Genomic DNA, 24,943 nt, shown 5'->3' with positions numbered 1-24,943 from the left:
CGTCCCTGCAGATTCAACCCTCTGATCAGAACCGCGAGCACAATTGAAAATGTTTATCGTTCACGTTTAAACTGCGCCCTTTTCAGCGGGTCGACAGAACCGCTCTTCAGGTTCGAGATCACTGCAATGAGCGACTCATCCGGCCATCTGTACACGTTTCTGGGGATTCGCCGGGAACTGGTCAGCTACGCGGCAAAGATAACGGGTGATCGCATACAGGCCGAAGACATTGTTCAGGAGGCCTGGATTCGCTTCATTCCGCAGCAGGCCAGCGCCGAGCAACCGGCAGCGTATCTGTATCGGATTGTGCGCAATCTGGCGCTGGACCTCATACGCAGCCGCAGCCGGGAGCAGGCGCATCAGGTTTCCCCTCCTGCCTGGCTGCTGCCAGCACATATCAGTGATCCTGCCGAACTGTGCCAGCACAACATGACGCTGGAGCGTCTTTCCCGTACCCTTGAAGCAATGCCTGAAAACAATCGTCGGGCTCTTGAGATGCATCGCTTTGGCGGCTGCACCCTGACCGAGATCGCCGGGCATCTGAACGTATCTATGACCACGGCCCATCGCCTGCTGCGCGATGCATTGGTGCGCCTGGCCCGTGAAGTGGACAACCCGGATGACGATAGGGATGTTTCCCTGTGAGTCATGAGGACGATGCACTGGAACAGGCCGGTGACTGGCAGATACGCCTGCAGGAAGATCCTCAGGCCCGGGAAGCTTTCGAGCAGTGGTTACAGGCCAGCCCTGAACACCGTGCGGCCTGGCTCAAGATGGAAAAACTCTGGGGCGCGCTGGGTGAATTGCCCGTCGTGACAACTGCGCCTGCCCCCCGTTCCAAACCAAAGCCCAAAGGCAATCGCCTCTGGACCAGCCTGGCGCTGGCAGCCGGGCTGGCGGCAGTCGCGGTGTTACTTGCGCCTCAAGCCAGCCTCACATTGCGCGCCGATTACCACACGGGCGTTGGAGAAACCCGAACCGTCCAGTTGGCGGACGGTTCCACTGTCACCCTCAGCCCGCAAAGTGCCTTGAGTCTGGTCGGCGGCGATACTCGAAAGGTGGAATTGCTGCAAGGCCAGGCTTATTTCCAGGTCGCTCCCGATCCGCAACATCCGTTCATTGCTCAGGCCGGTCAGCTCTCGGTGCGGGTATTGGGCACGGCCTTCGAGCTGGACCTTCAGGCACACCACGCCGAAGTTGCTCTGGAACATGGCCAGGTGCAGGCCGAAAACACCCAGCCGCCGCTCAGCGAACGCCTGATGCCGGGCCAGCGCCTGAAATTAAGCTGGCCTTCCGGCTCAGTCGAGCGCTCGCGCTTCAATCCGGCAGAGGTTGCGTCATGGCGTAGCGGTTCGTTATTCGTCGAGAACCAGACGGTGGCCGAAATCACTGAGCGACTGCAACGCTATACCAGCGGCTGGATTGTGATTGCAGACCCGGCCCTGAAACAGCGACGCATCACGGGCGTGTTCGACCTGAATAACCCGGATCGAGCCCTTAAAGCCCTGGCGCAATCGCTGGCGGTTGAAGCACGGCAGGTGTCGCCATGGGTGCATGTTTTGGGAAATTTCTGATTTTTTATCCGGAAGATGGAAAAAATCCCGGAGTCCTACGTCTTTCATGACCAACTTGAGAATTTATCTCAAATGCAATCAAGTCGTATGAAGGATTAAATCGATGTCGCGCTTCCCTGCATTGCCGACACTGGCACTGGCCATCCTCCTGCCGATGGACAACGTCCGGGCCACCGAAACGTCCGAGAACCTGCGCACTGCACGTTACAGCATCACTGCACAACCGCTGGCCTCGGCACTGGCACAGTTTGCCCGACAGAACAACCTGCAACTGAGCTTCGATGCCGCGCTGGCCCAAGGCAAGATGGCCCCGGCAGTGAACGGGCAGCTCAGTGAGCGTGAAGCGCTGGCCCGGCTGCTCCAGGCGTCGGGATTGAGCTGGTCGCTGACCGACGACCGCATCCTGTTGCTGTTCCCGCAACCTGCCAGCGGCTCGCTTGATCTGGCGCCGTCACTCATCACCTCCAGCTCATTCATCGAACAGGCTGACGGCCCGGTGCAAGGCTATCGGGCGACTCGCAGCGCCACCGGCAGCAAGACCGACACGGCCCTGCGCGACATGCCGCAGTCGATCCAGGTGGTGTCGCGCAAGGTGATAGAGGATCAACAGGCCAATAACCTCGCCGACGCCCTGACCAACGTCAGCAGTGTGCAGCGCAGTAACTCCCATGGCGGTTCGTCCGAGAGCTTCGTGATCCGTGGCTTCAAAGCCACCAGCTATGCGGTGGACGGAATGCTGATCAACCCGCTGGCCTCAAGGCCCGAGGCTTTGCGCGACCTGGCCAACGTCGAACGTGCTGAAGTGCTCAAGGGTCCGGCATCAGTACTTTATGGCCGGGGCAACCCTGGCGGCCTGATCAATCTGGTCACCCGCAAACCCAGCTTCACGCCCGAAGCACAGGTCAAACTCCAGGCAGGCTCCTACGACTTCTACCGCCTGGAAGCCAATGCCAGTGGGCCGCTGAACGAAGCCAAGACCCTGGCCGGGCGCATGACAGTCGCTACACAGACCGAACGGGGTTTTCGGGACACCTTCCGCGACAGCAAACGCACCTACCTGGCCCAGAGCCTGCGCTGGGAGCCAACGGATACCACACGGGTCGACGGCGGCATGGAATATATCGATCAGACCAGCCCGTTCGATCGGGGCCTGATTCCGGTCAACGGCAAGATCGATATGAGTGCCGACCGCTACCTCGGCGAACCCTGGGCGCGTGACAAGGCCAACAAGTTTGCGGTCTGGTATCGCGCCGAGCATGACGTCAATGACTGGCTGACCCTGCGCCAGATGACTCGCTGGGATCAGTCGCACAAGGATCGCTATGTCGTCGATCTACGCGGCCTGGGCTCGGATGGCCGCACCCTCGCCCGCCGCGCCACTGACGGCGAAGAGCGAATCAAGACCCTGGACATGCAGTTCGAGGCCATCGCCCGTTTCGCCACCGGCGGCCTGAACCATACGGTGCTTGCCGGCTTCGAGTACATCGACGGCAAACGTCGCAGCCGCAGCGACCGCGCCCCCCTGACTTCCATCGATATTTTCAATCCGGTCTACGGCGCCACACCCGGCCCTTTTGCATTCAGTGAAAAGGCCAGTTTCGACCTGACCGCCTACAGCTTTTACCTGCAAGACCAGATAGATCTGAACGAACAATGGAAGCTGATCCTCGGTGCCCGCTACGATGACACCCGCCAGCGAAACACTACAGTGGGCACCTCCGACATTACCCGCACCGACGTGGACCCCGGCAAGGTTTCGCCACGTATCGGCCTGATTTATCAACCCACCGACTGGCTTGCGCTCTACACCAGTTACAGCACGTCATTCACCCCGCAGAGTGATATCCAGCGTGACGGCAGCCTCCTGGACCCGGAAGAAGGTATTCAGTATGAAGTGGGCGCAAAATTCGATCTGATCCCGGACCGTCTGAGCGCTACCTTGTCAGCCTTCGAGATCACCCGCCAGAACGTTCCCGCGACAGATCCCGAAGACGACAACTATTCAGTGCAGACTGGTGAGCAGCGCGTACGCGGTGTCGAACTGGACGTCAGTGGCGCGCCGCTGGAAGGCTGGGAGATCATCGGCAATATCAGCGCGCTGAACGCCGAAGTGACCAGGGACACCACCATCCAGGTCGGCAACAAGCTTGAAGGCGTGCCGACCCTGAGTGGTTCGTTATGGTCCAGCTATCAGTTGCAGGAAGGTGCGTTGAGAGGGCTGGGCTTTGGTGCCGGGGTGATCGCTGTCGGCGAGCGTCAGGGCGATATCGACAATACCTATGACGTGGGCGGCTATGCCCGGATCGACGCCAGCCTGTTCTACGACATCGATGAAAACATCCGGGTATCGCTCAATGGCCGCAACCTGACCGACCGCAAGTACATCGAAACCGTGGCCAGTACCGATGGTAACTATGCTGGCGCACCGGCATCGATGGTCGCGACCGTGAGTGCAAAATTCTAGACGCAGGACCTCGGAGCGGATTCATCCGCGAAGACAGTACTACAGACGACATATCCCTGTCGGATGTACCGTGCTGCGCCTGCTCAACACCTTCGTCCGCGCACCGGGCCACTCCATACAGTCGTTGTACAGCGTGGGCTACACACTGGAACTTTGACTCGCGCAAGCCCCGTCACTGGTATGATCCGCTTTTCGCCCTGCACCGCTGAAACCGTTTAAGGACCCTTCATGGCCAGCCATCCGCAACGTGTCGCCATCGTCATCCCGGCAAGATACGCATCCACTCGCCTTCCCGGTAAACCGCTTGCCGACATCGCAGGCAAACCCATGGTGCAGCATGTGTATGAGCGCGCTCTGGAAGCCGCGATTGCCGATACGGTAGTGATTGCCACCGACGATCAGCGTGTGGCCGATGCGGCCCGCTGCTTTGGCGCGGCGTGCGTCATGACATCACCGGACCACCCTTCGGGCACTGATCGTCTGGCCGAAGTCATGGGCCAGATCGACGCCGACATCTACGTCAACCTGCAAGGCGATGAGCCTCTGGTAAGGCCTGCGGATATTGTCACGCTGGTGAAGGGCATGCTCGCCGATGCGTCCGTTCAGGTCGGCACGCTTTGCCATCCGATAGACTCGGCCGAGGCAGGCAACCCCAATACCGTCAAAGTGGTGCTGGCCGCCAACGGCAATGCGCTGTATTTCAGTCGCTCGCCGATTCCTTACCCTCGCGAGGCTGAAACGGCCACCTACCTCAAGCATGTCGGGGTCTACGCCTACCGTCGCGAAGTATTGGCCAGCTACTCCGGTCTGTCCCAGCCGATGATCGAGCACGCGGAAAAACTGGAACAACTGCGCCTGCTGACCGCCGGTTACTGCATTCGCGCCTGGGTGGTCGAGCCCACTGGCCCTGGTGTCGATACCCCTGAATGCCTGGAAAAAGTCCGCGCCCTGATCGAAGGCCGCTCACTGCCAAGCCTGCCTGCACTGGCCGATATTCGTCTGGTGATCACGGATGTCGACGGCGTCCTGACCGATGGCGGCATTTTCTACGACGCCACCGGCGAATGCCTGAAACGCTTCCACGTCCGCGATGGCATGGGCATGCGCATGCTGGAAGAAAACGGCGTGCGGGTGGCGGTCTTGTCGGGACGGGATTCTGCGACACTGCGCAAACGCGTGGCAGATCTGGGCGTCGAGCTTTGCCAGTTCGGTATCAAGGATAAAAAGGCAGCCTGCGAGCAGTTGATGGCTGCCGCAGGCGTTACGGCCCTGCAAACAGCCTGCATCGGCGATGACTCCATCGACCTGCCCGCCTTTGCGGCCTGCGGCCTGTCGTTCGCCGTGGCCGATGCACCGATATACGTGCAGCAGCAAGCCACCCATGTGCTACAACGCGCAGGTGGCACCGGTGCATTCCGTGAGGTTTCCGACTCCATTCTGATTGCTCAGGGCAAAGCCGATGTACTGGGCTCTGCCGCCGGTTATGCGTCGGTCATGGCCAAGATGGCCCAGTAAAACCTGAGGCTCCCGACCGCCAGCGGCTCGGGAGCCTTTACATCCGCATCACCATTTCCCTTTCTGCATGGAACAACTCCCGCACAACGGCCACTCAGGTTCAAACGAACCTAAGACCGCGGGAGAGAATTCATGGGCATTCAGTCCGCCAGGGCTTTCAAATACGTACAAGAGTTTTCATGCATTGCCGAGCGCTGTGAAGACAACTGCTGCAAGGGTAACTGGCGCATTGCAGTCAGCAATCGCAGCCACGAGCTGTACAGCCGGGACTTTCCCGAACTCTTGAACCTGATCGTCAAAGACGATTCGGGCTACCAGATGGACAAGGCCGGCGGCCAGTGCGGCGCGCTGCAGGGCGGACGTTGCCAGATCCACGCCCAACAGGGCGAAGAAGTGCTCACCGATACCTGCGCCAACTACCCTCGCATGTATCGCCGCATCAATAACTCGTTGGTGAAGTCCGCAACCATGAGCTGCCCCGAAGTTGCCCGTATCGGGCTGTTTGGCGAATCGCCGTTCCAGATCGAAGAAGGTCCGCAGGACGACCATCATCTCTACGCCGCTGCCAATCAGGAGTTCCCGGGGATCGATCAGGCCCAGTGGCGTTCGGTGGTGGAATCTCTGTTGCAAATCACCCTGTCTAAGAAACTGCCGGTTGGCCAGGTATTGCTGCGCCTGTACGACATTTCTGCGCAACTGTCGGAACTGCCTCACGCCCGCTGGATCGAGGAAATCCCGCTGCTGGCCGACAACACCAGCAACCTTCAGGAAGATACCAGCGAGCCGATTCTTGCCGATCCATTGCTGATCGTACTGATCAACGTCCTGAATGCACCGGGTGCGCCCTCCTCCTTGCGCCAACAGCTACTCACCTCTTCGCTCATCGTGCCCGGCGAAACCCCGGCACAGGCGCAATGGACGCTGCGGGCCGAGTATCGGAACCTGTACACAGACAAGCTGCAACACAGCCTTGATCTGATCCTGAAGCGTTTCATTGCCGCCGAAATGACCCGCACCGGCTTCCCGTTCATTTCCAACACCAGCGCCGGGCAGGATTACGGTTTGAACCTGACCGAGTGGGCAACCACCCTGGCCATTCGCACCCTGACCCTGCGCAACCTGCTGATTGCGCATTGCGATGTAACCAACCAGTTGGCGCCGGACAAACAACAGACCGTGGACCTTGTCTACCGCTTCTGCCGGGCTGCCAGCCATAACGCAGTGACCGCCGCCGAACGGACCTTGCGCAATGCGATCACCGAAAAAGGCCTTGCCTACCTGAAGACGCTGATCAATCAAGTGGATGCCTGACGGTATCCGCGCATCCCTTCCTGAGCCCTGCATCGACAGGGCTCAGGAATCAAAGAACGCTGTACACAGCGTTTCATAGATCCAGGTCAATAAACCCGGCAGGCAAGGCGATTACCGTTCGCGACTTTTTGCGACCGACACCGCCATGACACCCTTTACCCCGGAACTGCTCGCCCCCGCCGGCACCCTGAAAAACATGCGTTATGCCTTCGTCTACGGAGTAATGCCGATCAGTTAAGGCATACATATCACCTGTGGGAGGGGCCTTGGCCGCGACGACCCGCTTGAAGGCAACACATTTTCAGCGTCTGAACACTCAAGGTTCTGAAGCCTGGTGGTCAGCTCATTTCCATCTCCGGGCCACCGACTCCCCTGTTCGCTGACGAGCAGAAACTGTCCTGGGGACTCAAGCAGATCATGCGGGTTCTAAGCTATGGCATCAGGAAGAAAGCACGCGAATTCGACGTCAGCTATACATTCGTTTTCATGCAGGCAAATGGTGCCCAACTGCGTGAAATCAGCACACTTGTCGAATCCGGTGCAATCAAGCCGGTGATAGATCGGTCCTTCCCGTTAGAGTCGACATCAGAGGCTCTGAGAGATGTGGAACAGGGGCGCGCAAAAGGCAAGGTGGTCATTAAAGTCAGGTAGACATACGAACAACGTCAACCGTCCTGATTGCCGACACTATCCAATCTGGCTCATGTCGGCATGCAGATTTACGCAATATATCGATGGATTCTACGACTCTAGACTCGTTCTCCTCAGCCCCCAAAGGGCTCATGCACTCATGAAGGAGAACCCATGACAGTCAAAGCCTACGGGGCCTACGCTGGCGACAAGCCTCTGGAATCACTGGAAATCACCCGCCGCGCTCCGGGTGCTCACGATGTTCAGGTCGATATCGCCTATTGCGGCATTTGCCATTCCGACCTGCATCAGGTGCGGGGCGAATGGGCGGGCACTCAATTTCCCTGCGTACCGGGCCACGAGATTGTCGGGCGTGTGTCCGCAATCGGCGAGCACGTAAAAGGCTTCCAGCATGGCGACCTGGTGGGTATCGGTTGCATCGTCGACAGTTGCAAGCATTGCGAAGAATGCGATTCGGGCCTCGAAAACTACTGCGATGGCATGATCGGCACTTATAACTTCCCGACTCCAGACGCTCCCGGCTGGACACTTGGGGGTTACTCGGAACAGATCGTGGTTCACGAGCGCTATCTGTTGCGTATCCGTCACCCGGCCGAACAACTCGCTGCCGTTGCACCGCTGCTGTGTGCGGGAATCACCACCTATTCGCCGCTGCGCCACTGGCAGGCTGGCCCCGGCAAGAAAGTCGGGATTGTCGGTATCGGTGGCCTTGGCCATATGGGCATCAAGCTGGCCCATGCCATGGGCGCACATGTGGTGGCTTTCACCACCTCCGAATCCAAGCGTGAAGCGGCGAAAGCCCTGGGCGCCGATGAAGTCGTGATTTCGCGCAACGCCGAAGAAATGGCCGCCCATGCCAAGAGCTTCGACCTGATCATCAACACCGTGGCGGCACCGCACAGCCTTGATGACTTCCTGGCGCTGTTGAAGCGTGACGGCACCCTGACGCTGGTCGGCGCGCCCGCCTCGCCACATCCATCGCCCGAGGTGTTCAACCTGATCTTCAAGCGTCGCTCGATCACCGGTTCGATGATTGGCGGCATCCCTGAAACCCAGGAAATGCTGGACTTCTGCGCCGAGCACAACATCGTCTCGGACATCGAGCTGGTACGTGCCGACCAGATCAACGAAGCCTATGAGCGCATGATCAAGGGCGACGTCAAATACCGCTTCGTGATCGACAACACGACCCTGGCCAACGCCTGATTCAACTCACTTAGACAAAGGATCGCTCGATGAAAACACTCATTGTGCTGCTCACCTTTTTGACCGGCTCACTTAATGCGATGGCCCAAGACATGTCCAATGGTGCAAATAATTTCTACAAGAGTGACAAAGTAACCACCCAGAAGGTGACGTTTGATAACCAGTACAAAATGAAGATTGCAGGGAATCTATTCATTCCCAAGGACTTGGGCAAGAACAGCAAAAGCCCGGCAATCATCGTCGGCCACCCGATGGGGGCCGTCAAAGAACAGAGCTCAAACCTGTATGCACAAAAACTGGCCGAGCACGGCTTTGTAACCCTGGCCATAGACCAGTCGTTCTGGGGCGAGAGCGAAGGTTCGCCGCGCAATGTCGTGGCACCGGAGATCTATTCCGAAGCGTTCAGCGCGGCAGTCGATTACCTGGGAACCCAATCGTTCATTGACCGCGAGCGGATCGGCGTCCTGGGTATTTGCGGCAGCGGGAGCTTTGTCATCAGCGCGGCAAAGATCGACCCGCGCATGAAAGCCATCGCGACCGTCAGCATGTACGACATGGGCGCAGCCAACCGCGATGCCCTGAACCACTCGCAGACCCTGGAACAGCGCAAGCAAATCATCGCCGAAGCAGCGCAGCAGCGCTACGTAGAGTTCGCAGGTGGCGAAACCAAATACACCAGCGGCACAGTGCACGAACTGACGGCCGATACTCATCCGATCCAGCGCGAGTTCTATGATTTCTATCGCACTCCGCGTGGCGAGTTCACGCCTGCCAGTTCATCGCCCAAATTGACCACGCACCCGACGCTGACCAGCAACATCAAGTTCATGAACTTCTACCCGTTCAATGACATCGAGACAATTTCCCCTCGTGCGATGCTGTTCATCGCCGGCGATCAGGCGCACTCCCGTGAGTTCAGCGAAGAGGCCTACAAGCTTGCCGGTCAACCGAAGGAACTCTATTGGATCAAGGGTGCAGGCCATGTGGATCTCTATGACCGCACAGACCTCATTCCCTGGGCCAAACTGGACAGCTTTTTCAAGACCAACCTGAATTAAGCGCGCCGCGCCCAGGCTGTGGCCAGAACATGGCCCCAGCCTGGGCGTCATTGAAGCCATTAATCAATTTCACTCATATAGCCTAGAAACCACACGCAATTGAGTGCGCGCGAGACCGTGCTACCGTTTCAGCAGTGTTGCGCAAGTGAAACGCTTGGCACACAAGGGCATTCCCCCCACGAGATGGCTGGATAATCATGGAACTGCAAATCAACGATAAGACCTATCAGGTCCAGTCCGAAGGCGATACCCCGCTGCTGTGGGTCATTCGCGATGAACTCGGATTGACCGGAACCAAGTACGGCTGCGGCCTCGCTCAATGCGGGGCCTGTTCCGTTCTGATCGACGGAGTGGCTGCGCGCTCCTGCGTCGTTCCGGTCCAGGGTGTGATCGGGCGCAAGATCACGACGATCGAAGCCATCGAAGAAGATGACGTGGGCAAGCGAGTGGTCGCCGCCTGGGTCAAGCATCAAGTCCCGCAATGTGGCTACTGCCAGTCCGGCCAGGTCATGGCCGCGACCTCATTGCTCAAGCAGGTCGCCCACCCTTCGGATGCAGAAATCGGCGCGGCGATGGTCAATCTGTGCCGTTGTGGCACCTACAACTTCATCAATGCAGCGGTGCATGAAGTGGCTGAAGAAAAGGTCGCGCTGTTCGAACCGGCAGCGACTCCCGGCAAGGCTTGAGGACGGCACGAGGCGCAGACCTCGGCATCGAGCTTCAACAATCGTGATCAGAACCTGAGCGTGGATGCGTCTCGAAAGGGATGGAATCCAGAGGAAATCATAATGACAAAGTTGGCGGACAGTCCCGACACAAGCGAGGCGTTTCCGACAGGGGAAGCGATCAACATTTCTCGGCGTCGTTTTCTGGTGGCATCGGCCGGCACCATGGCAGGTGCTCTGGTCCTTGGCTTCGGCCTGCCGATGGGCCAGGCCCGTGCCCAGGCTCGAGTGGCGGCAGAGGTTCCGGGAACGCGAGTCCCCGCCTTTCTCGAAATCCGTCCGGACAACACCATCCGGCTGCAGAGCCCCTTCATCGAAGGCGGCCAGGGCATTTTTACTGCCATGGCGCAGATTGTCGGCGAAGAACTGGATGCAGATCCGGCCACCTTTATCGTGGAAAACGCCTCCCCCGGCAGTGAGTACGTAGTGCTGAGCAATGGCATGCGGATCACCGGCGGCAGCATGTCGGTGCGCATGAGCTATCCGACCATGCGTCGGCTCGGCGCGTTGACCCGGGCGATGTTATTGCAGGCGGGCTCGGAACGTCTGGGTGTGCCGGTCAGTGAACTCACCACCCAGCCCGGCCAGGTCGTTCATGCGGCTTCGGGCAGAACGTTGAGCTACGGCGAACTGGCCTCTCGCGCCATGGACCTGCCGGTACCCGACCCGGACAGCGTCAAACTCAAGGACCCAAGCGAGTTCCGCTGGATCGGCAAACCGGTAAAACGACTGGACGGCCACGAAAAGTCTACAGGCAAGACCATCTACACCATCGATTGCAGTGTCGATGACATGCTCCACGCGGCCGTACAACACGCCCCGCGACTCGGCCTGACGGTCGGTTCCATCCGCAACGAAGACCAGATCAAGGCCATGAAAGGCGTTCACTCCGTGCATCGTCTGCCGGGTGCCGTGGCTGTCGTGGCGGAGCGCTGGTGGACGGCCAAACGTGCGGTAGAAGCCGTACAGGTCGACTGGAAAGAGCCAGGCCCCGACTCGGACCTGCGCTACATGCCAGCGGACTTCTCCACCGCGGCCTTCAGCGAACGACTGGCCAACGAGCCAGGCGCAGGCAAGGACGACGAGGTTGTAGGCGAAGCCGGCAAGGCGCTGGACAGCGCTCATACCGTTGTCAGCGCCACCTATTACAGCCAGTTTGTCCATCATGCACAGTTGGAACCGCCTTCTGCACTGGCGCGTTTCAACCCGGACGGTACGCTGGATCTGTGGCTGCCCAACCAGGCGCCGGACCTGTTCCTGGCCGACGTGGCCAAGAGAACAGGCCTTGAGCCGTCGCAGATCAAACTTCATTCGCCGGTACTGGGCGGTTTCTTCGGCAGGCACTTCCTCTACAACAGTGCATCGCCCTACCCTCAGGCCATCCAGTTGGCCAAGGAAGTCGGGCGTCCGATCAAACTGATCTGGAGCCGCGAAGAAGAATTCCTGCGCGATGTGCTGCGCCCCATGGCCGTCGTGCGTTTCCGTGGCGGGCTCGATGCGAAAGGCATGCCTGTGGCACTGGAAGCCGTGAGCGCCACTGAAGGCCCTACCGAAGGCATCAGCAACAAACAGGGAGAGAAAATTGACCCCACAGCCCTTGAAGGGCTGGCTGGCAAGGTCTATTCGATCCCCAATCGCAGGATTGCCCAGTTGTATGTGAAGAGCCCGGTCATGCTGGGTTACTGGCGATCGGTCGGCAACTCGATGAACGACTTCCTGTATGAAACCTTCCTCGATGAGCTGGCTGACAAAGGCGGTCAGGACCCTTACGAACTGCGACTGCACTTGCTCAAGGGCAACGAGCGTTTGACCAACCTGCTGCGCGCCGTTGGTGATCTGGCCGGCGGCTGGAAGCGCGGCCCGTTCAAGGCTGAAGATGGAACACTCCGCGCCCGTGGCGTGGCCATGGCCTCGCCTTTCGGCACCGAGGCAGCGGTCATCGCGGAAGTCTCGATCAAGAATGGCCAGGTCAAGGTGCACGACATCTGGCAGGCCATCGATCCGGGCAGCATCGTCAACCCGGCGATCATCGAGGCGCAGGTCAATGGCGCTGTTGCCCTTGGGCTTTCGCAAGTCCTGCTTGAAGAAGCGGTGTACGAGAACGGCATCCCCGCCGCCCGCAACTACGACATGTACCCGATCCTGCCACCTGATCGCATGCCCCGCGTGCACGTGAAGATCATCGAGAGCGGCGCGAAAATGGGTGGCATCGGCGAACCACCGCTGCCCGCCGTTCCGCCCGCCGTGGCCAATGCGGTCGCCCGGCTGACCGGCGAGCGGATTCGCAGCATGCCGCTGTCTCGATACACCTTCAAAGACCAACAAGCATGACGCCTCAGGTCCAGGGATCACAGATGACAACAAGCAGATTCAAGAAAGTTGCTGCCGTCCTGGTGCCGGTGTGTGTCGTGGCGGCAGCGGGTGTCGCGTGGTTCGTGACACGCACACCCGCCTCGCCCTTCGACGGCGTGGCCAGCCCTCAGACCGCACCGGCGGAACTGATCCAGCGTGGCGAATACGTTGCCCGGCTCAGCGACTGCGTGGCCTGCCACAGCACACCCAACAGTGCGCCCTTCGCTGGCGGTCTGGAGATGGCGACCCCATTAGGATCGATCTTCGCCACCAACATCACGCCCGACAAGGAAACCGGGATCGGCAACTACAACCTGGCAGAGTTCGACCGGGCATTACGCCTGGGCGTGGCCCGTGACGGCCATCGGCTTTACCCGGCGATGCCTTATCCGTCCTATGAAAAGCTCAGCCAGGACGATATACGCGCGCTTTATGCCTACTTCATGCAGGGCGTAAAACCCGTCAAGCAGGAAAACCAGCCGAGCGAAATCCCGTGGCCCCTGAACATGCGCTGGCCCTTGGCCTTGTGGAATACGGTCTTCACCGACTCCGGGAGCTATATAAAGGCTGAAACCGCAAAAGACCCGCTTTGGCTTCGCGGTGCCTACATTGTTCAAGGCCCTGGGCATTGTGGCAGTTGCCACACGCCGCGTGGCCTTGCCATGAACGAGAAAGCCCTCGACGAACGCAGCCCGGCGTTCGTTTCCGGCGCACTGCTGGATGGCTGGTATGCGCCAAGCCTGCGCAACGATCCAAACACCGGGCTTGGCCGCTGGAGCGAGGAAGACATTGCACGCTTCCTCAAGACAGGTCGTAACCAGCATGCGGTTGTTTTCGGCTCAATGACCGACGTGTTCAACAACTCCACGCAGTACATGACTGACGAAGACCTGAAGGCCGTTGCCCACTACCTCAAATCGCTGCCGGGGGATCCCAAGCGTGATGGCGAACCGTGGCAATACGATGCGAAATCCAATGCCAACCTGACCGTCAGCGAACAGTTGAAGGTACCGGGCGCACGCACTTACATGGCCAAGTGCAGCTCCTGCCACGGTCCTGACGGACGAGGCCAGGGAGAATGGGTACCGCCTCTGGCAGGCGCCTCATCCTCACTGGCGAAGGAACATGCATCGTCGATCAACGTGACCCTGAACGGCTCGGGACGTATCGTGGCCAATGGCGTGCCGGATGCCTACCGCATGCCGCCGTTCCGCAACCAGCTCTCCGATCAGGAAACCGCAGACGTCCTGACCTTTATCCGCACGTCATGGGGTAACAAGGGCGGGCCGGTCGGCGTGAAGGATGTGCAGGACCTTCGAGAACGGACCAATCCGGCCAGCAGTAATGTGATCATTCTGCAGATGAGGTAAGCCTCTTCGCGGATGAATCCGCTCCTGCGGCAGGAGCGGATTCATTCGCGAAAAAGGCCAGCATCATCCCGATGCCGATCAGTTAAGGCATACATGTCACCTGTGAAAGGACACTTGCACCGCGCATCCGACTGGATGATCTGTCTTCAATCGCCGATGCGGTCGAAGCCGGAATGGGGATCGGCTGGCTGGCATGTGATCGTCTAGGCTCGGGCTCAATCGTCCAGCTTCTGGAAAACCACCCATGACATCAAGGACCGACCATGAAACTTCGCCGCTTGTTTTCCACCTGCTCCATCGCGCTTTGTCTGCTTGCATCAGGCTGGGCCAGCGCCCAACAATTCCCGCCTTCGGTGGTAGTGCGTGTCGCACAGCTTGAGATCGACCCACAGCAACTGGAACGCTACTCGCAGATCGTCAAGGAAGAGATGGAAATTTCCGCACGGGACGAACCGGGCGTGATCGCCATTTACTCCGTGGCCGAGAAAGACCAGCCCCACAAGCTGCACTTCTTTGAAATCTATGCCGACGAGCAGGCCTACCTGTCCCATATCGCCTCAGCGCATTTCAAACACTATGTGGAAGCCACCAAGACGATGATTGTCTCGCGCAAGCTGATCGAGACGACACCGGTGCAATTGAGCGCGAAATAAATCATCAAGCGGTTTATCACCTGGAGAACGACATGAAGAAGCTTGCCTGCCTGACGCTGGCCGTTACCAGCCTTGCCATGAGTAGCGATCAAACCGATCCGTCACAAGGCAGGCAACACCAACGTTTACATCGTGCAGGGAACACAACCGCCCCAGTAGGAGCGAATTCATTCGCGAGACGGCATTCCAAATGACATACCTGTGTTGGATGTACCGGCCTCTCGCGAATGAATTCGCTCCTACGCGGGAGGTTTAGCAGATCAAGGATTCTGCGTCACCGCATCAGCCGCAGGCAGTACGAAGCCTGTGGCGAAGGTCGGTTTGACGTCCAGTGGCTTGGCGATCAAGCCATGGGCCTGGTAGAAATCGGCGGTTTCCTGTTGTTCGGTGATGGTCTTGGCATCCACGGCCTGCCAGCGCAGTTTCCGACGCTCGAATTGCAGGCGTGCTGCCTCCTGGGGAAAGCCGATGATCTGCGCCAGGGTTTTTGAATAGCTGTCGAGGTTCTGGTAAGCCCAGACCTGCGCATTGGCCAGTCGTACCAGATAATCCTGCAACGCCTCGCGACGCGCCGGGTCAGCCAGCGCCTTGTCGGTGGCGGCCAGGAAACTGTTGCCGCTGGACAGCCCACGACCATTGACCAGCACCCTGCCCTGACCGCTGAGTTCAGCCAGTGCGGTGTAGGGTTCCCATGTCGCCCAGGCGTCTACCGAACCATTGGCCAGCGCGACCTTGGCGTCCACCGGGCCGAGGAAGCGGAACTCCACGTCCTTCTCATTCAAGCCGGCGCTGGCCAGCGCCTTGAGCGCAATGAAGTGACCAATCGAGCCACGCCCTGTAGCAATGCGCTTGCCTTTCAGGTCTGCCGCCGTTTGTAACGATGACTTGGGCTCCACCAGCACCGCTGTGCCGTAAGCGTCGGACTTGTCTACGGCGATGGCTTTGACCTGCGCCCCGGAAGCCAGCGCAAACAGCAGCGGCGCATCACCAATGATGCCAGCGTCCACCGCCCCGGCATTCAAGGCTTCGGCCAGCGGTGCAGCGGCCGGAAACTCCGCCCAGCGAATGTCATAAGGCAAATCACGCAGAGCGTCAGCTGCTTCCAGTTGGGCGCGCATATTGCCCTTCTGGTCACCGATGCGCAGTTCGATACGTTGTTCGGCCAGGGTCGGGCCTGCCAGCAGCAGGGCGGCGCCAAGCGCCAGGATTCTTGCAAAAGGGGGCATCGCGGACATTCTCCGTGGCTGAGGTAGCCTGTGGTCAGGTTCTGGAGGGTGACTGTACCGGCATGCTAATAATCAGTGAAATGCATTTTAGTAATATCCTAATATGCATATATTTTTAATTATCGCCATTAGCTTATATCGAAAAAGAATTTTACAGCAGACATTACCAAGAATACGGTCATAAGCATCGCCCAATCTGGGCATTCCCCGTGTTTCCTGTAATGAGTGCCTGATGAATCAACCTTCTACTACCACTGTCAGCGTGATCGCCAGCCAACTGGATGCCCAGTCCAACGAATTGATCCGTCGGCAATTGCCTGAGCACCGGGTTCTGGACCTGACTCCCGATCAGTTCAATGCCGAACGTGCCGATGTGGTGATACTGCGCCCGGTCAACGTGCGTGGTCGCCGCGTGGATGAACCGCCGCGTGGCTGGCCGTGGTCGCTGCGCTGGGTGCAACTGGTGTCTTCGGGCATCGACTTCTACCCCGACTGGCTGTTTCAGGGGCCACCGGTTACCAGCGGCAAGGGCAGTAATGCCGAGCAGGTCGCCGAGTTCGCGCTGGCGGCGGTATTTTCCGCTGCCAAGCGCCTGCCGGATATCTGGGTCAAGGATGACGACTGGAGTTTCAGCCAGTTGCAACCGGTACGTGGCCGTACCCTGGGGATTCTCGGGCTGGGCAGTATTGGCCGCAGCCTGGCGACCAAAGCCTCGGCGCTGGGCATGCGCGTGATTGCCCTTGGCCGACCAGACCAGCCGCTGACCGAGTTGCCACAGATCGAAGTGGCTGAAAACCTCCATCACCTGTTTGCCGAGTCCGACCATCTGGTGCTGGCTGCGCCCCTGACCTCACAGACCCGTGGCCTGATCAATCGTGAAGTACTGGCCAGCTCCAGGCCCGGTCTGCACTTGATCAATATTGCCCGTGGCGGGTTGCTCGATCAGCAGGCGCTGCTTGAAGCTCTTGAAGCCGGCTGGATTGGCCGCGCCACACTGGACGTGACCGAACCCGAGCCACTGCCGGCCGGCCACCCGCTGTACAGCGACCCTCGGGTGTTTATTTCACCGCATACCTGCGCGCTGTCCACCGATGGCATTCACGGCTTCGTCAACGATTTCGTCGAGAACTTCAAGCGCTACCGCCAAGGCCTGCCGCTGAACAACCTGGTGGACCACCAGCGCGGTTACTGACGTTTGCCAAAAACCAGACCACCCCATAAAAAATACTGCCCATTTACAGACTGACCGACCCCGACCCGGCGGAGGCACAGGATTCCTGCACCCTCCCCGGCTCTCGTGCGTTCCCGTGGACGGTTGCAGGTTGCACACACCAACCGAGCATGTTGACCGTCAGGAACTTTGTCCATGGCCAAACCGACCTTGCGTTACAGTATTTCCCCGCTCCTGCTGTCCTTGCCCCTGAGTGCCTTCGCCGCCAGCGACCCGCTGCCGGAAGAGCGCCTGCCCAGCGTTACCGTCACAGCCGAACACCGCCAGGAAAACCTGCAGAAGACGCCGCTGGCCATCAGCGCCTTTGATGAAAACACCCTGCGCGACCAGCAGATCAACAATATCCGCGACCTCTCCGGGCGGGTGCCGAACCTGACCCTCAGCCGTCAGTCGATCTCCTACAGCGCACAGACCTACGGCATTCGCGGCATCGGCGAAACCGATCCGATCCAGGAAGCGGCCGTCGCGGTGTATGCCGACGACCTGTATATCCCCCGAGCGATTTCCTCGATGCTCGACTTCAACGATGTCGAGCGCGTCGAAGTGTTGCGCGGCCCGCAAGGCACGCTGTATGGCCGCAACAGCGCGGCCGGTGCGATTCGGGTGATCACCCGTGATCCGACTCAGGAAACCCGTGGTTTCGTCGAACTGGGTGCCGGGACTTACAACGCTCAAAGCAGCCGACTGCTGATCAGCGGGCCGTTGGTGGACAACACCCTGTTCGGCAGTTTTTCCGCGCTGCGCCTGAGTCGCGACGGCACGGTACGCAACCGCACTCGCGATACCGATGTGAACAATGTCGATATCCAGTCCTATCGCGGCAAGCTGCGCCTGGCACCGCTGGACTCGCCCTGGGACACGCAACTGACTCTGGCGGGCACCTTCGACCGTGGCGACACCACCAGTTACACGCCCTTCGACCCGGCCACCGGCCGCTTCGACAAGTTCAAGACCTACAGCAGCCTCGATCCGAAAAACCGCCTCGATCAGGGCAGTGCCGTACTGCGGTCCATCTACACCTTTGACGATCACCTGAACTTCAAGTCGGTCACCGGCTGGTCGGCCTTCGATCAACCCGTGGACTACGACAATTCCGGCGAAGCCAACAGCGGCAATGCCGCGCCGGTGCAGAACAACCTGATCCACTACAAACAGCGCTACGCCATTCAGGAATTCCAGCTCAATGGCGATTACGAGCGCTTCAACTACACCTTGGGCGTCTACCTGTACAAAGAGCGCTTCCGTGCCGAACGCGACAGCCTGACCTATTCGGTCGCGGCTGATCGGGTCAATGCCAGCGGCCAGTACAGCACCACAGACACCGAAAGCTACGCGCTTTATGGCCAGGGCAACTACAAGCTGACCCCGCGCCTGTCGCTGACCGCCGGCCTTCGCTATACCAAGGAACACAAGAACTTCGATTACAAGAACTACCGGATCACCACCGAACGAGACATCACCGGGCTCAACTTCAGCGCAGAAACCAGCGATAGCTGGGCCTCTGTGAGCCCGAAAGTGGGTCTGGAATATGCCTGGAGCGACAGCCTGACCCAGTACGGCTATGTGGCCAAGGGCTTCAAGGCCGGTGGCTTCGACAACCGCGCACCGACCCTAGCCGCCGCCCAGCAGGGTTTCGAGCCGGAAAACGTGATCACCTATGAAACCGGCTTCAAGGGCGATTACCTCGGTGGCCGCCTGCGCAGCAACGTCGCAGTGTTCTACAACGACTACCGCGACCTGCAGACCAACGCCTGGGACCCGGCCATCAGCGCCAACCTGCGCACCAACGTCGGCAGCGCCCACAGTTACGGCATCGAGCTGGAAAACACCGCACTGCTCAACCGTGACCTGACCCTGACCGCCAACCTGGGTTACCTCAAGGCTCAGTACGACGACTTCAAGAACGCGGCGGGCGCAGGCGTGGATGCCGATGGCAACTGGATGGTCTTTGCCCCGCGCTGGAACGCGTCGCTGGGCCTGAACTGGACTGTGCCGGTGAATGTACCTGGCGCTCTGGTAGCGGGCACCGACTGGCAGTTCCAGACCAAGTCCTATGCCAACGCCGTGAATGGCGATATCTACGAAGTCCCTCAGCAGAGCTTCTGGAACGCCAACACCAGCTACAGCAGCGGCGACGGTCACTGGACCACCACCCTGGCAGTGAAGAACCTGCTCAACCGCGCCTATCCCCAAAGCATCGCCTATTCGGCGGCCAGCAGCACGGCGTACTACGCGGTCAACGACCCACGCACCCTCACCCTGAGCGTGCGCTACGACCTGTAATGGCAAGCGAGGTCAGCCTGTATCGACACAGTAAATGTCGATGCAGGCATCGGGGAAAATCTCTTATTCCAGAATCGAATCAACACATGAAAACAAAGTATTTATCGTTCTATAAAAAAGCCCTTAGTCTCAACCCATGCCCAGCTTCGCAAACAAGGATTTCCCCATGAGCCACTCCGCACAGATCGTCGACTTAAGCCTGTTCCGCAAACGCAAGCATGCACAGCAGCTGGGCCGTCTGATGTGGGCGATGTACGCGCATCAGGCAGGGATTGCGACGCAACCGGGGAGCGATGGCCTCGCGTCGCCGAAAACACCTCGCCAAGCGTAACGCCATGACGACATCGGACCGTTTTCTGGCAACATCGATTGACACCCCACTGGACCTTGCACAAGAGACGGCCACCAACGAAGACGACCTTATCGGTTCGCGCGTCGCACAGAATCTGCAACGCCTGCGCAGCAAGCGCCAGTTGTCACTGGATGCCCTGGCAAGATTGAGCGGGGTCAGCCGGGCAATGCTGGCGCAGATCGAATCCGGGCGCAGCGTGCCCTCGATCAAGGTACTGTTCAAGATCGCCAAGGGTGTCAGGGTTTCGGTTGCAGCCTTCCTGGAAAACCGCGAATGTGAAGGTGTGACCGTAATGCCGGCGCGCGACAGCAAGCGTCTGGTCAGTCCCAGCGGCGATTTTGTCAGCCGGGCGCTTTACCCGTACGACACATCACGTCACGTTGAATTCTATGAGTTGCGGATCAGCCCGCTGGGGGAGGAACATTCCGCCGAGCATGGCCCGGGCGTGCAGGAGAATCTGGTGGTCGCGCAGGGTGCGCTGGAGATCAGTGTGAACGAAGAGCGTTTCCTGCTCTCAACGGGTGATTCGATCATGTTCTATGCCGACCAGCCCCACCGCTACCGTAATCCGGTAGACAGCGAGGCTGTGGCTTATCTGGTGGTTACCCACCCCGAGCGCCGCGACTGAGGTTCGCGGCGTCCCGCATCAGATCAGCAGGTGCAGCACATCATCGGCATGCCGTTGCAGCTCATCATCATCGGCATGCTGCAATCGTTCATCATTTTCATCATCAGCATGCAGCAGTTGTTCATCATGTCCATGCTCATGCCAGCCATTGGCATCATCTTGCAGGTCATGCCGTCAGCCATCATGGTGCATTCCATCATGCACTTCATCATCGGCATGCCCATCATCGGCATCGACATCCCCATCATCGGCATGTTCATGGACATTGCCATGGCCGCTTCGGACATGCACATCATCGACATGTTGGCGCACTGCATCATGACCGGCATGCCGCAGTTCATCATCATCTGCATCATTTCGGCGTTGTTCTTGAACATGGCCATGTCCATGCCAGCCGCCGGCTTCATGGTACACATCATGCCGTCTTCGACCATTTTGCAAGTCATGGTCGCCATCATCATCGGCATGCCCATCATTGGCATCATCGGCATGTTGGCGCTCATTGGCATCTGCATCGCGTTCATCATGGTGAAATCCTCTTCAATTTGACGATAGGGTGTGGAGCTGATGGGTGCCGATTCTAGGCTCAAGCATGCGCACGGCAAGATGCTGGCAAAACAGCACCGGATGCTGCCAGGGCAAACGGTTTTGCGCCGATTACCGGCGCTTGAACTGTAGCAGCAGATAAATGAACGTCATTGCATCTGATGATTACTTTTTAACGACAGATTCCACGCAATGGATATCGCCACAGGTTCCATGCTCATAACCCAAATGCATATTTGATCTAAACGCTTCGCAAATAAATGCTCAGGCAGCACCTGGTACAAAGCCCGGTCAACGTCAGTTGGCACTTCACCCCGCTTCCGATCACAGCTAACCTTGGCGACCGGTCAGGCCAACATTTCGCGCCAGCCGATCAAAATGCTCTCGGAAAACACTGCCACGATGGATATCTCTTCGACTCACCCCGCACTCAACAGCAGCAAGGAAAACGCTGGCGGCGGGCGCGTTCAGGTCATTGACCGCTCGATTGTTCTGCTGCGCACCCTGGCTGGCCTGAAGAACGGTGCCAGCGCGCTGGACCTGGCGCGGTTGACCGGCATCGATCGCTCCACCATCCATCGTCTGCTCAAGACCCTGACCTACTGGAGCCTGATCGAATCCCAGGGCGCAACCTACCGCATCGGGCCTGAGAGCCTGATCTACTCGGCGGCCTATCTGAACCGCATGAACCTGCGCAAAATCGCCCTGCCCTATGCCATCGAGCTGCAACGGGTAATCGGCGAGCGTCAGGCAATCGTCTCGCTGTCGGTGCCGGTGGGTGACCAGGTGGTGCTGATCGAGCGGATGTGGACACCCACCACGCCGCTCAACGTCATCGTCGATCTGGCCGATCAGTACCCCATCGATGGCAGCCCCAGTGGCCGCGCCGTGTTGTCCACCTACAGTGAAGAAGCAGCGCTGAACATTCTGGGCCAGGAACGCTACGCCAACGTGTTGCCCGCACTGGAGAAGATCCGCAGCCAGCAAGACTTCGCCTTCGGTCATGGCGAGTTCAAGCCGGGTCTGTCGTCCGTGGCCTTTCCGATCCGCCTGGAAGCCGGTCTGGCCCTGGGTGCCGTGGTGGTAGCGGGCCTGGCGATGGAGGATGAAACCCATCCCGCCTCGCCATTGGCCAGCCATGTGCGTCGCGCCTGCGAAGGCATTGCCGCGCAACTCGGCAATCTTTAAACCGGCAACTGCGGCCCCAGTGCCGCAAGCAGGCGGTTCTTCTGCACCTTGCCGTAGTGGGAACGCGGCAGCTCATCGATGAAGTAGATCTGTCGCGGAACCTTGTGCCGCGACAGGCTGGCGCGACAATGCTCGGTCAGTTGCTGCAACGATGGCGGGCTCGCCGGATCGACTACCACTGCCGCGCAGACCTGCTCACCCCACTCGATATCCGCCAGACCGAACACATGGGCTTCCTTGACGCCGGGGTAGCTCAGCAGGCTTTGCTCGACTTCACCGGGCTGCACCGACTTGCCGCCGCTGCGAATGATGTCCTTGCAACGGCCAAGCACGACCAGTTGCCCGTCGTCACGAATCCGGCCCAGGTCGCCACTGCGCAACCAGCCGCTGTCCAGCACTTCGGCACTCTTGGCTTCCTGCTGCCAATAGCCGCTCATCAATTGCGGCCCGCCCAGCAGAATCTCGCCCATGCCAGTGGCATCCGGCTGGTGAATGCGGATTGCAGCAGAGAATAATGGTCGCCCCACAACGCCTTCAGCGCTTTCTCCAGCACTGCGCAGCGCAGCCATTTGCGCGGCGGCGAGGTAGCAACTCCAGGGCGCTTCGGTCATGCCGTAAAGCACACTGATTCGCCCGCTGAACACACTGAAAGAGCCTTCAAGCACTTCACCGGTCAAGGCTGCTGCGCCGATATCCAGACTCTTGAAGGCTGGCAACTGCGCGGGCTCACTGCCGTTCTCACGCAACAGCCGCAACAGTTGAGTCGGCACCAGAGAACTGAAGGCAACCCGCTGCTCGCTCAACTGCGCCAGAAAGGTCTTGCTGTCGAAACGACCACCCAGCACCACGTGCCCGCCACTGAGCAGATGCGCCAACACCGCCACCGCCGCAATCGGCCATAACGGGCGAACATTGAGCAGCACGTCGCCCAACGCCGCACCACGGCCCATCACGATGTTCTGCAAAACGGCGCAGAGGCTGGCATGCCGATGCATGACAGCCTTGGGCACGCCGGTGGTGCCGCCGGTGTAGTTCAGGGAAGCCAGGGCCTGGGCCGGTTGCGCGGCGCGTGGCGGGATATCGGCAGGCGCTGTTTCGATAACCGAATCCAGAGCACGACAGGCAATACCCGCCAGCGTCAGGCCTTCGGCAACCGCCGCGTACTGCTCGGAAAACAGCAGCATGGCCGCACCGGCATCGCGTAGCTGGGCCAACAGTTCATCGGGTGCCAATGCGGGATCGAGGGGCACACGAACGCGTCCGTTGGCCATGCAGCCGTAGTCAGCGATCAGGTAATCGATACTGGCGTCGGCCAGCAACGCCACCCGCGCACCCGGCGCGATATCGAGCCGGTCAAGCACTTGGCCGAACGCGGTAAGGGCGCGGTCGAGCTCAAGAAAACTCAGGCTGCGAGCGCTGGCCGGCTCGCTCAGTGCTGGCAGATCAGGCCATTTACAAGCTGCCTGCGCCAACAAGGTACTGATGTCCATATCTACCACCCACTCAAAACGATACGTCCATTGACCTGACGCGACTCCAGCAGCGCATGGGCCTCGCTTACTTGCTGAAACGGCAGCACCCGGTCGATCAATGGCCGCACCTGCCCGCTATGAATCAGCGCCAGAGCAACCCGCAGTTCTTCAACGGTGGCACTGCCCGAACCCTGAACCTTGAGCCGTCGACCGATCAGCAAGCCCGGCGGAATCGGCACACTCCCCGGCTGGACATTGCCCAGCACCACCACACGACCGCCAAGGGTCATGCTGCGCAAGGTGTCTTCAAGGGTGTGCCCGAGGTTTTCCATCGCCACATCCACGCCGCGCTTGCCGGTCAGTTTCCAGACTTCAGCGCTGTAGCTACCGCTGGAAACCACAACATCATGGGCACCCAGCTCGTGAAGAAAGTCGCGTTTCGAGGCGCTGCCAGTGACGGCAATCACCCGCGCCCCCAGCGCCCGCGCCAGCTGGATCTGATGCGCGCCCAGGCCACCGCTGGCACCGTTGATCAAAACAGTTTCACCCGGTTTGAGCGCCGCCTCGCCGTGCAAGGCCCGCACGCTCGTGGCAATGGGACAGGACGCCAGCGCCGCCAGGGTGTAATCCAGGCCGTCAGGCAATTCGATTGCCGAGATCGCCGGAATCCGCAGGTATTGGGCGTAGGCACCTTCGGTGTCCACCGACGGCAGGCCCAGCGCCCGGCACAAGTCCTGGCGTCCGCGCAGGCAATCGCGGCACTGGCCGCAGAAACGTCGCTGATAGATCACAACCCTTGCGCCCACCGCCAGTTGCAGGACGCCCGCACCGACTTCCACCACCTCGCCGGCCACTTCATGGCCCAGCACCACGCCGGTATGCGCACCTGGCAGATGCCCGGCACGGTGCAGCAAATCGTGATGGCAGACGCCCGCAGCGTGAACCTTGACCAGCACTTCGCCCGGACCGATCTGCGGCGTAGGCACCTCTTCGACTTGCAGTTGCTCAGGCCCGCCGAAGGCTTTCAGGACTATCGCTTTCATTTTTTATAACCATTAGTGACCCACTAAGAATATGTTCATATAACAAACATGTTGTTTGCATTATGAACATCAATTAAGTTTTCCCCACTTTGACG

Annotated in this window: 20 protein-coding genes and 1 pseudogene; 17 read left to right on the top strand and 4 right to left on the bottom strand. The window is 59.5% G+C overall.

Annotated elements, in window-relative coordinates; genetic code table 11:
- Positions 1–126: 126 nt before the first annotated feature.
- The 12 genes and pseudogenes from K5D32_RS03490 to K5D32_RS03435 all read left to right on the top strand — a co-directional run bounded on the left by K5D32_RS03490 (position 127) and on the right by K5D32_RS03435 (position 14,879).
- A complete protein-coding gene (locus tag K5D32_RS03490) occupies positions 127–645 on the top strand; it encodes a sigma-70 family RNA polymerase sigma factor (RefSeq protein ID WP_221599255.1) in 519 nt (172 codons plus the stop codon).
- The gene (locus K5D32_RS03485) at positions 642–1,574 is read left to right on the top strand and encodes a FecR family protein (RefSeq protein ID WP_221599254.1); all 933 of its coding nucleotides are present in this window, start codon (positions 642–644) and stop codon (positions 1,572–1,574) included. Before K5D32_RS03490 ends, K5D32_RS03485 begins: the two co-directional genes overlap by 4 nt.
- Before the next feature lie 103 nt (positions 1,575–1,677).
- Positions 1,678–4,038 carry a TonB-dependent receptor gene (locus K5D32_RS03480; protein WP_221599253.1) on the top strand — a complete coding sequence of 787 codons (2,361 nt, stop codon included), beginning with the start codon at positions 1,678–1,680 and terminating at the stop codon, positions 4,036–4,038.
- Positions 4,039–4,266: 228 nt separating this feature from the next.
- Positions 4,267–5,553 (top strand): 3-deoxy-manno-octulosonate cytidylyltransferase, encoded by a 1,287-nt coding sequence (kdsB, locus tag K5D32_RS03475; RefSeq protein WP_221599252.1) that lies wholly within the window; start codon positions 4,267–4,269, stop codon positions 5,551–5,553.
- Positions 5,554–5,685: 132 nt separating this feature from the next.
- On the top strand, positions 5,686–6,864 hold the full coding sequence (gene fliB, locus K5D32_RS03470; RefSeq protein WP_221599251.1) for a flagellin lysine-N-methylase: 1,179 nt from the start codon (positions 5,686–5,688) through the stop codon (positions 6,862–6,864).
- 312 nt (positions 6,865–7,176) lie between these two features.
- Positions 7,177–7,515, top strand: a pseudogene (locus tag K5D32_RS03465) (zinc-binding dehydrogenase); the annotation flags it as partial.
- A gap of 153 nt (positions 7,516–7,668) precedes the next feature.
- A complete protein-coding gene (locus tag K5D32_RS03460) occupies positions 7,669–8,721 on the top strand; it encodes an NAD(P)-dependent alcohol dehydrogenase (protein WP_221599250.1) in 1,053 nt (350 codons plus the stop codon).
- Between the two features lie 29 nt (positions 8,722–8,750).
- Positions 8,751–9,779 (top strand): alpha/beta hydrolase, encoded by a 1,029-nt coding sequence (locus K5D32_RS03455; RefSeq protein WP_221599249.1) that lies wholly within the window; start codon positions 8,751–8,753, stop codon positions 9,777–9,779.
- A 197-nt stretch (positions 9,780–9,976) separates the two neighbouring features.
- Complete coding sequence (locus K5D32_RS03450) at positions 9,977–10,465, top strand: (2Fe-2S)-binding protein (protein WP_221599248.1); 489 nt, start codon at positions 9,977–9,979, stop codon at positions 10,463–10,465.
- A gap of 102 nt (positions 10,466–10,567) precedes the next feature.
- Positions 10,568–12,835 carry a xanthine dehydrogenase family protein molybdopterin-binding subunit gene (locus tag K5D32_RS03445; RefSeq protein WP_221599247.1) on the top strand — a complete coding sequence of 756 codons (2,268 nt, stop codon included), beginning with the start codon at positions 10,568–10,570 and terminating at the stop codon, positions 12,833–12,835.
- A 23-nt stretch (positions 12,836–12,858) separates the two neighbouring features.
- Complete coding sequence (locus K5D32_RS03440) at positions 12,859–14,226, top strand: cytochrome c (protein ID WP_221593071.1); 1,368 nt, start codon at positions 12,859–12,861, stop codon at positions 14,224–14,226.
- A 263-nt stretch (positions 14,227–14,489) separates the two neighbouring features.
- Positions 14,490–14,879, top strand: a complete 390-nt coding sequence (locus K5D32_RS03435) for a putative quinol monooxygenase (RefSeq protein WP_221576355.1) — start codon at positions 14,490–14,492, stop codon at positions 14,877–14,879.
- A 260-nt stretch (positions 14,880–15,139) separates the two neighbouring features.
- Here K5D32_RS03435 and K5D32_RS03430 read toward each other — a convergent pair whose 3' ends face one another.
- The gene (locus tag K5D32_RS03430) at positions 15,140–16,105 is read right to left on the bottom strand and encodes an ABC transporter substrate-binding protein (protein WP_221599246.1); all 966 of its coding nucleotides are present in this window, start codon (positions 16,103–16,105) and stop codon (positions 15,140–15,142) included.
- A gap of 232 nt (positions 16,106–16,337) precedes the next feature.
- Between K5D32_RS03430 and K5D32_RS03425 the strand changes: the two genes are divergently transcribed.
- From K5D32_RS03425 to K5D32_RS03410, 4 genes are all read left to right on the top strand, one after another.
- On the top strand, positions 16,338–17,297 hold the full coding sequence (locus K5D32_RS03425) for a D-isomer specific 2-hydroxyacid dehydrogenase family protein (RefSeq protein ID WP_221599245.1): 960 nt from the start codon (positions 16,338–16,340) through the stop codon (positions 17,295–17,297).
- A gap of 174 nt (positions 17,298–17,471) precedes the next feature.
- Complete coding sequence (locus K5D32_RS03420) at positions 17,472–19,619, top strand: TonB-dependent receptor (RefSeq protein ID WP_221599244.1); 2,148 nt, start codon at positions 17,472–17,474, stop codon at positions 19,617–19,619.
- Positions 19,620–19,785: 166 nt separating this feature from the next.
- On the top strand, positions 19,786–19,950 hold the full coding sequence (locus K5D32_RS03415) for a hypothetical protein (RefSeq protein ID WP_221575775.1): 165 nt from the start codon (positions 19,786–19,788) through the stop codon (positions 19,948–19,950).
- Positions 19,951–19,954: 4 nt separating this feature from the next.
- Entirely contained in the window at positions 19,955–20,599 is a 645-nt protein-coding gene (locus tag K5D32_RS03410) for a helix-turn-helix domain-containing protein (protein WP_221593067.1), read from the top strand.
- A 23-nt stretch (positions 20,600–20,622) separates the two neighbouring features.
- Here K5D32_RS03410 and K5D32_RS25865 read toward each other — a convergent pair whose 3' ends face one another.
- The gene (locus tag K5D32_RS25865) at positions 20,623–21,126 is read right to left on the bottom strand and encodes a hypothetical protein (protein WP_260407161.1); all 504 of its coding nucleotides are present in this window, start codon (positions 21,124–21,126) and stop codon (positions 20,623–20,625) included.
- A 397-nt stretch (positions 21,127–21,523) separates the two neighbouring features.
- Between K5D32_RS25865 and K5D32_RS03400 the strand changes: the two genes are divergently transcribed.
- Positions 21,524–22,333, top strand: coding sequence for an IclR family transcriptional regulator (locus K5D32_RS03400; protein ID WP_260407160.1), 810 nt, complete (start codon positions 21,524–21,526; stop codon positions 22,331–22,333).
- Here K5D32_RS03400 and K5D32_RS03395 read toward each other — a convergent pair.
- Both K5D32_RS03395 and K5D32_RS03390 read right to left on the bottom strand, forming a co-directional pair.
- Positions 22,330–23,823 carry a class I adenylate-forming enzyme family protein gene (locus tag K5D32_RS03395; RefSeq protein WP_221599243.1) on the bottom strand — a complete coding sequence of 498 codons (1,494 nt, stop codon included), beginning with the start codon at positions 23,821–23,823 and terminating at the stop codon, positions 22,330–22,332. The two genes, K5D32_RS03400 and K5D32_RS03395, sit on opposite strands and share 4 nt — an antisense overlap.
- A 2-nt stretch (positions 23,824–23,825) precedes the next feature.
- Positions 23,826–24,848: an alcohol dehydrogenase catalytic domain-containing protein gene (locus K5D32_RS03390; RefSeq protein ID WP_221599242.1), complete on the bottom strand. Its 1,023-nt coding sequence runs from the start codon at positions 24,846–24,848 to the stop codon at positions 23,826–23,828.
- Positions 24,849–24,943: the final 95 nt, after the last annotated feature.

The organism is Pseudomonas cichorii (assembly GCF_019719005.1).
In the GTDB taxonomy this organism is placed as follows: Bacteria; Pseudomonadota; Gammaproteobacteria; order Pseudomonadales; family Pseudomonadaceae; genus Aquipseudomonas; species Aquipseudomonas cichorii_E.
This window is presented reverse-complemented; position numbering and strand designations above follow the sequence as displayed.

What these genes read in the sequence shown, in the direction of transcription:
- K5D32_RS03490 (WP_221599255.1), top strand. Translation starts at nt 127, where the DNA reads ATGAGCGACTCATCCGGCCATCTGTACACGTTTCTGGGGATTCGCCGG.
- K5D32_RS03480 (WP_221599253.1), top strand. Translation starts at nt 1,678, where the DNA reads ATGTCGCGCTTCCCTGCATTGCCGACACTGGCACTGGCCATCCTCCTG.
- kdsB (WP_221599252.1), top strand. Translation starts at nt 4,267, where the DNA reads ATGGCCAGCCATCCGCAACGTGTCGCCATCGTCATCCCGGCAAGATAC.
- fliB (WP_221599251.1), top strand. Translation starts at nt 5,686, where the DNA reads ATGGGCATTCAGTCCGCCAGGGCTTTCAAATACGTACAAGAGTTTTCA.
- K5D32_RS03460 (WP_221599250.1), top strand. Translation starts at nt 7,669, where the DNA reads ATGACAGTCAAAGCCTACGGGGCCTACGCTGGCGACAAGCCTCTGGAA.
- K5D32_RS03455 (WP_221599249.1), top strand. Translation starts at nt 8,751, where the DNA reads ATGAAAACACTCATTGTGCTGCTCACCTTTTTGACCGGCTCACTTAAT.
- K5D32_RS03450 (WP_221599248.1), top strand. Translation starts at nt 9,977, where the DNA reads ATGGAACTGCAAATCAACGATAAGACCTATCAGGTCCAGTCCGAAGGC.
- K5D32_RS03445 (WP_221599247.1), top strand. Translation starts at nt 10,568, where the DNA reads ATGACAAAGTTGGCGGACAGTCCCGACACAAGCGAGGCGTTTCCGACA.
- K5D32_RS03440 (WP_221593071.1), top strand. Translation starts at nt 12,859, where the DNA reads ATGACAACAAGCAGATTCAAGAAAGTTGCTGCCGTCCTGGTGCCGGTG.
- K5D32_RS03435 (WP_221576355.1), top strand. Translation starts at nt 14,490, where the DNA reads ATGAAACTTCGCCGCTTGTTTTCCACCTGCTCCATCGCGCTTTGTCTG.
- K5D32_RS03430 (WP_221599246.1), bottom strand. Translation starts at nt 16,105, where the DNA reads ATGCCCCCTTTTGCAAGAATCCTGGCGCTTGGCGCCGCCCTGCTGCTG.
- K5D32_RS03425 (WP_221599245.1), top strand. Translation starts at nt 16,338, where the DNA reads ATGAATCAACCTTCTACTACCACTGTCAGCGTGATCGCCAGCCAACTG.
- K5D32_RS03420 (WP_221599244.1), top strand. Translation starts at nt 17,472, where the DNA reads ATGGCCAAACCGACCTTGCGTTACAGTATTTCCCCGCTCCTGCTGTCC.
- K5D32_RS03415 (WP_221575775.1), top strand. Translation starts at nt 19,786, where the DNA reads ATGAGCCACTCCGCACAGATCGTCGACTTAAGCCTGTTCCGCAAACGC.
- K5D32_RS03410 (WP_221593067.1), top strand. Translation starts at nt 19,955, where the DNA reads ATGACGACATCGGACCGTTTTCTGGCAACATCGATTGACACCCCACTG.
- K5D32_RS25865 (WP_260407161.1), bottom strand. Translation starts at nt 21,126, where the DNA reads ATGATGAACGCGATGCAGATGCCAATGAGCGCCAACATGCCGATGATG.
- K5D32_RS03400 (WP_260407160.1), top strand. Translation starts at nt 21,524, where the DNA reads ATGCTCTCGGAAAACACTGCCACGATGGATATCTCTTCGACTCACCCC.
- K5D32_RS03395 (WP_221599243.1), bottom strand. Translation starts at nt 23,823, where the DNA reads ATGGACATCAGTACCTTGTTGGCGCAGGCAGCTTGTAAATGGCCTGAT.
- K5D32_RS03390 (WP_221599242.1), bottom strand. Translation starts at nt 24,848, where the DNA reads ATGAAAGCGATAGTCCTGAAAGCCTTCGGCGGGCCTGAGCAACTGCAA.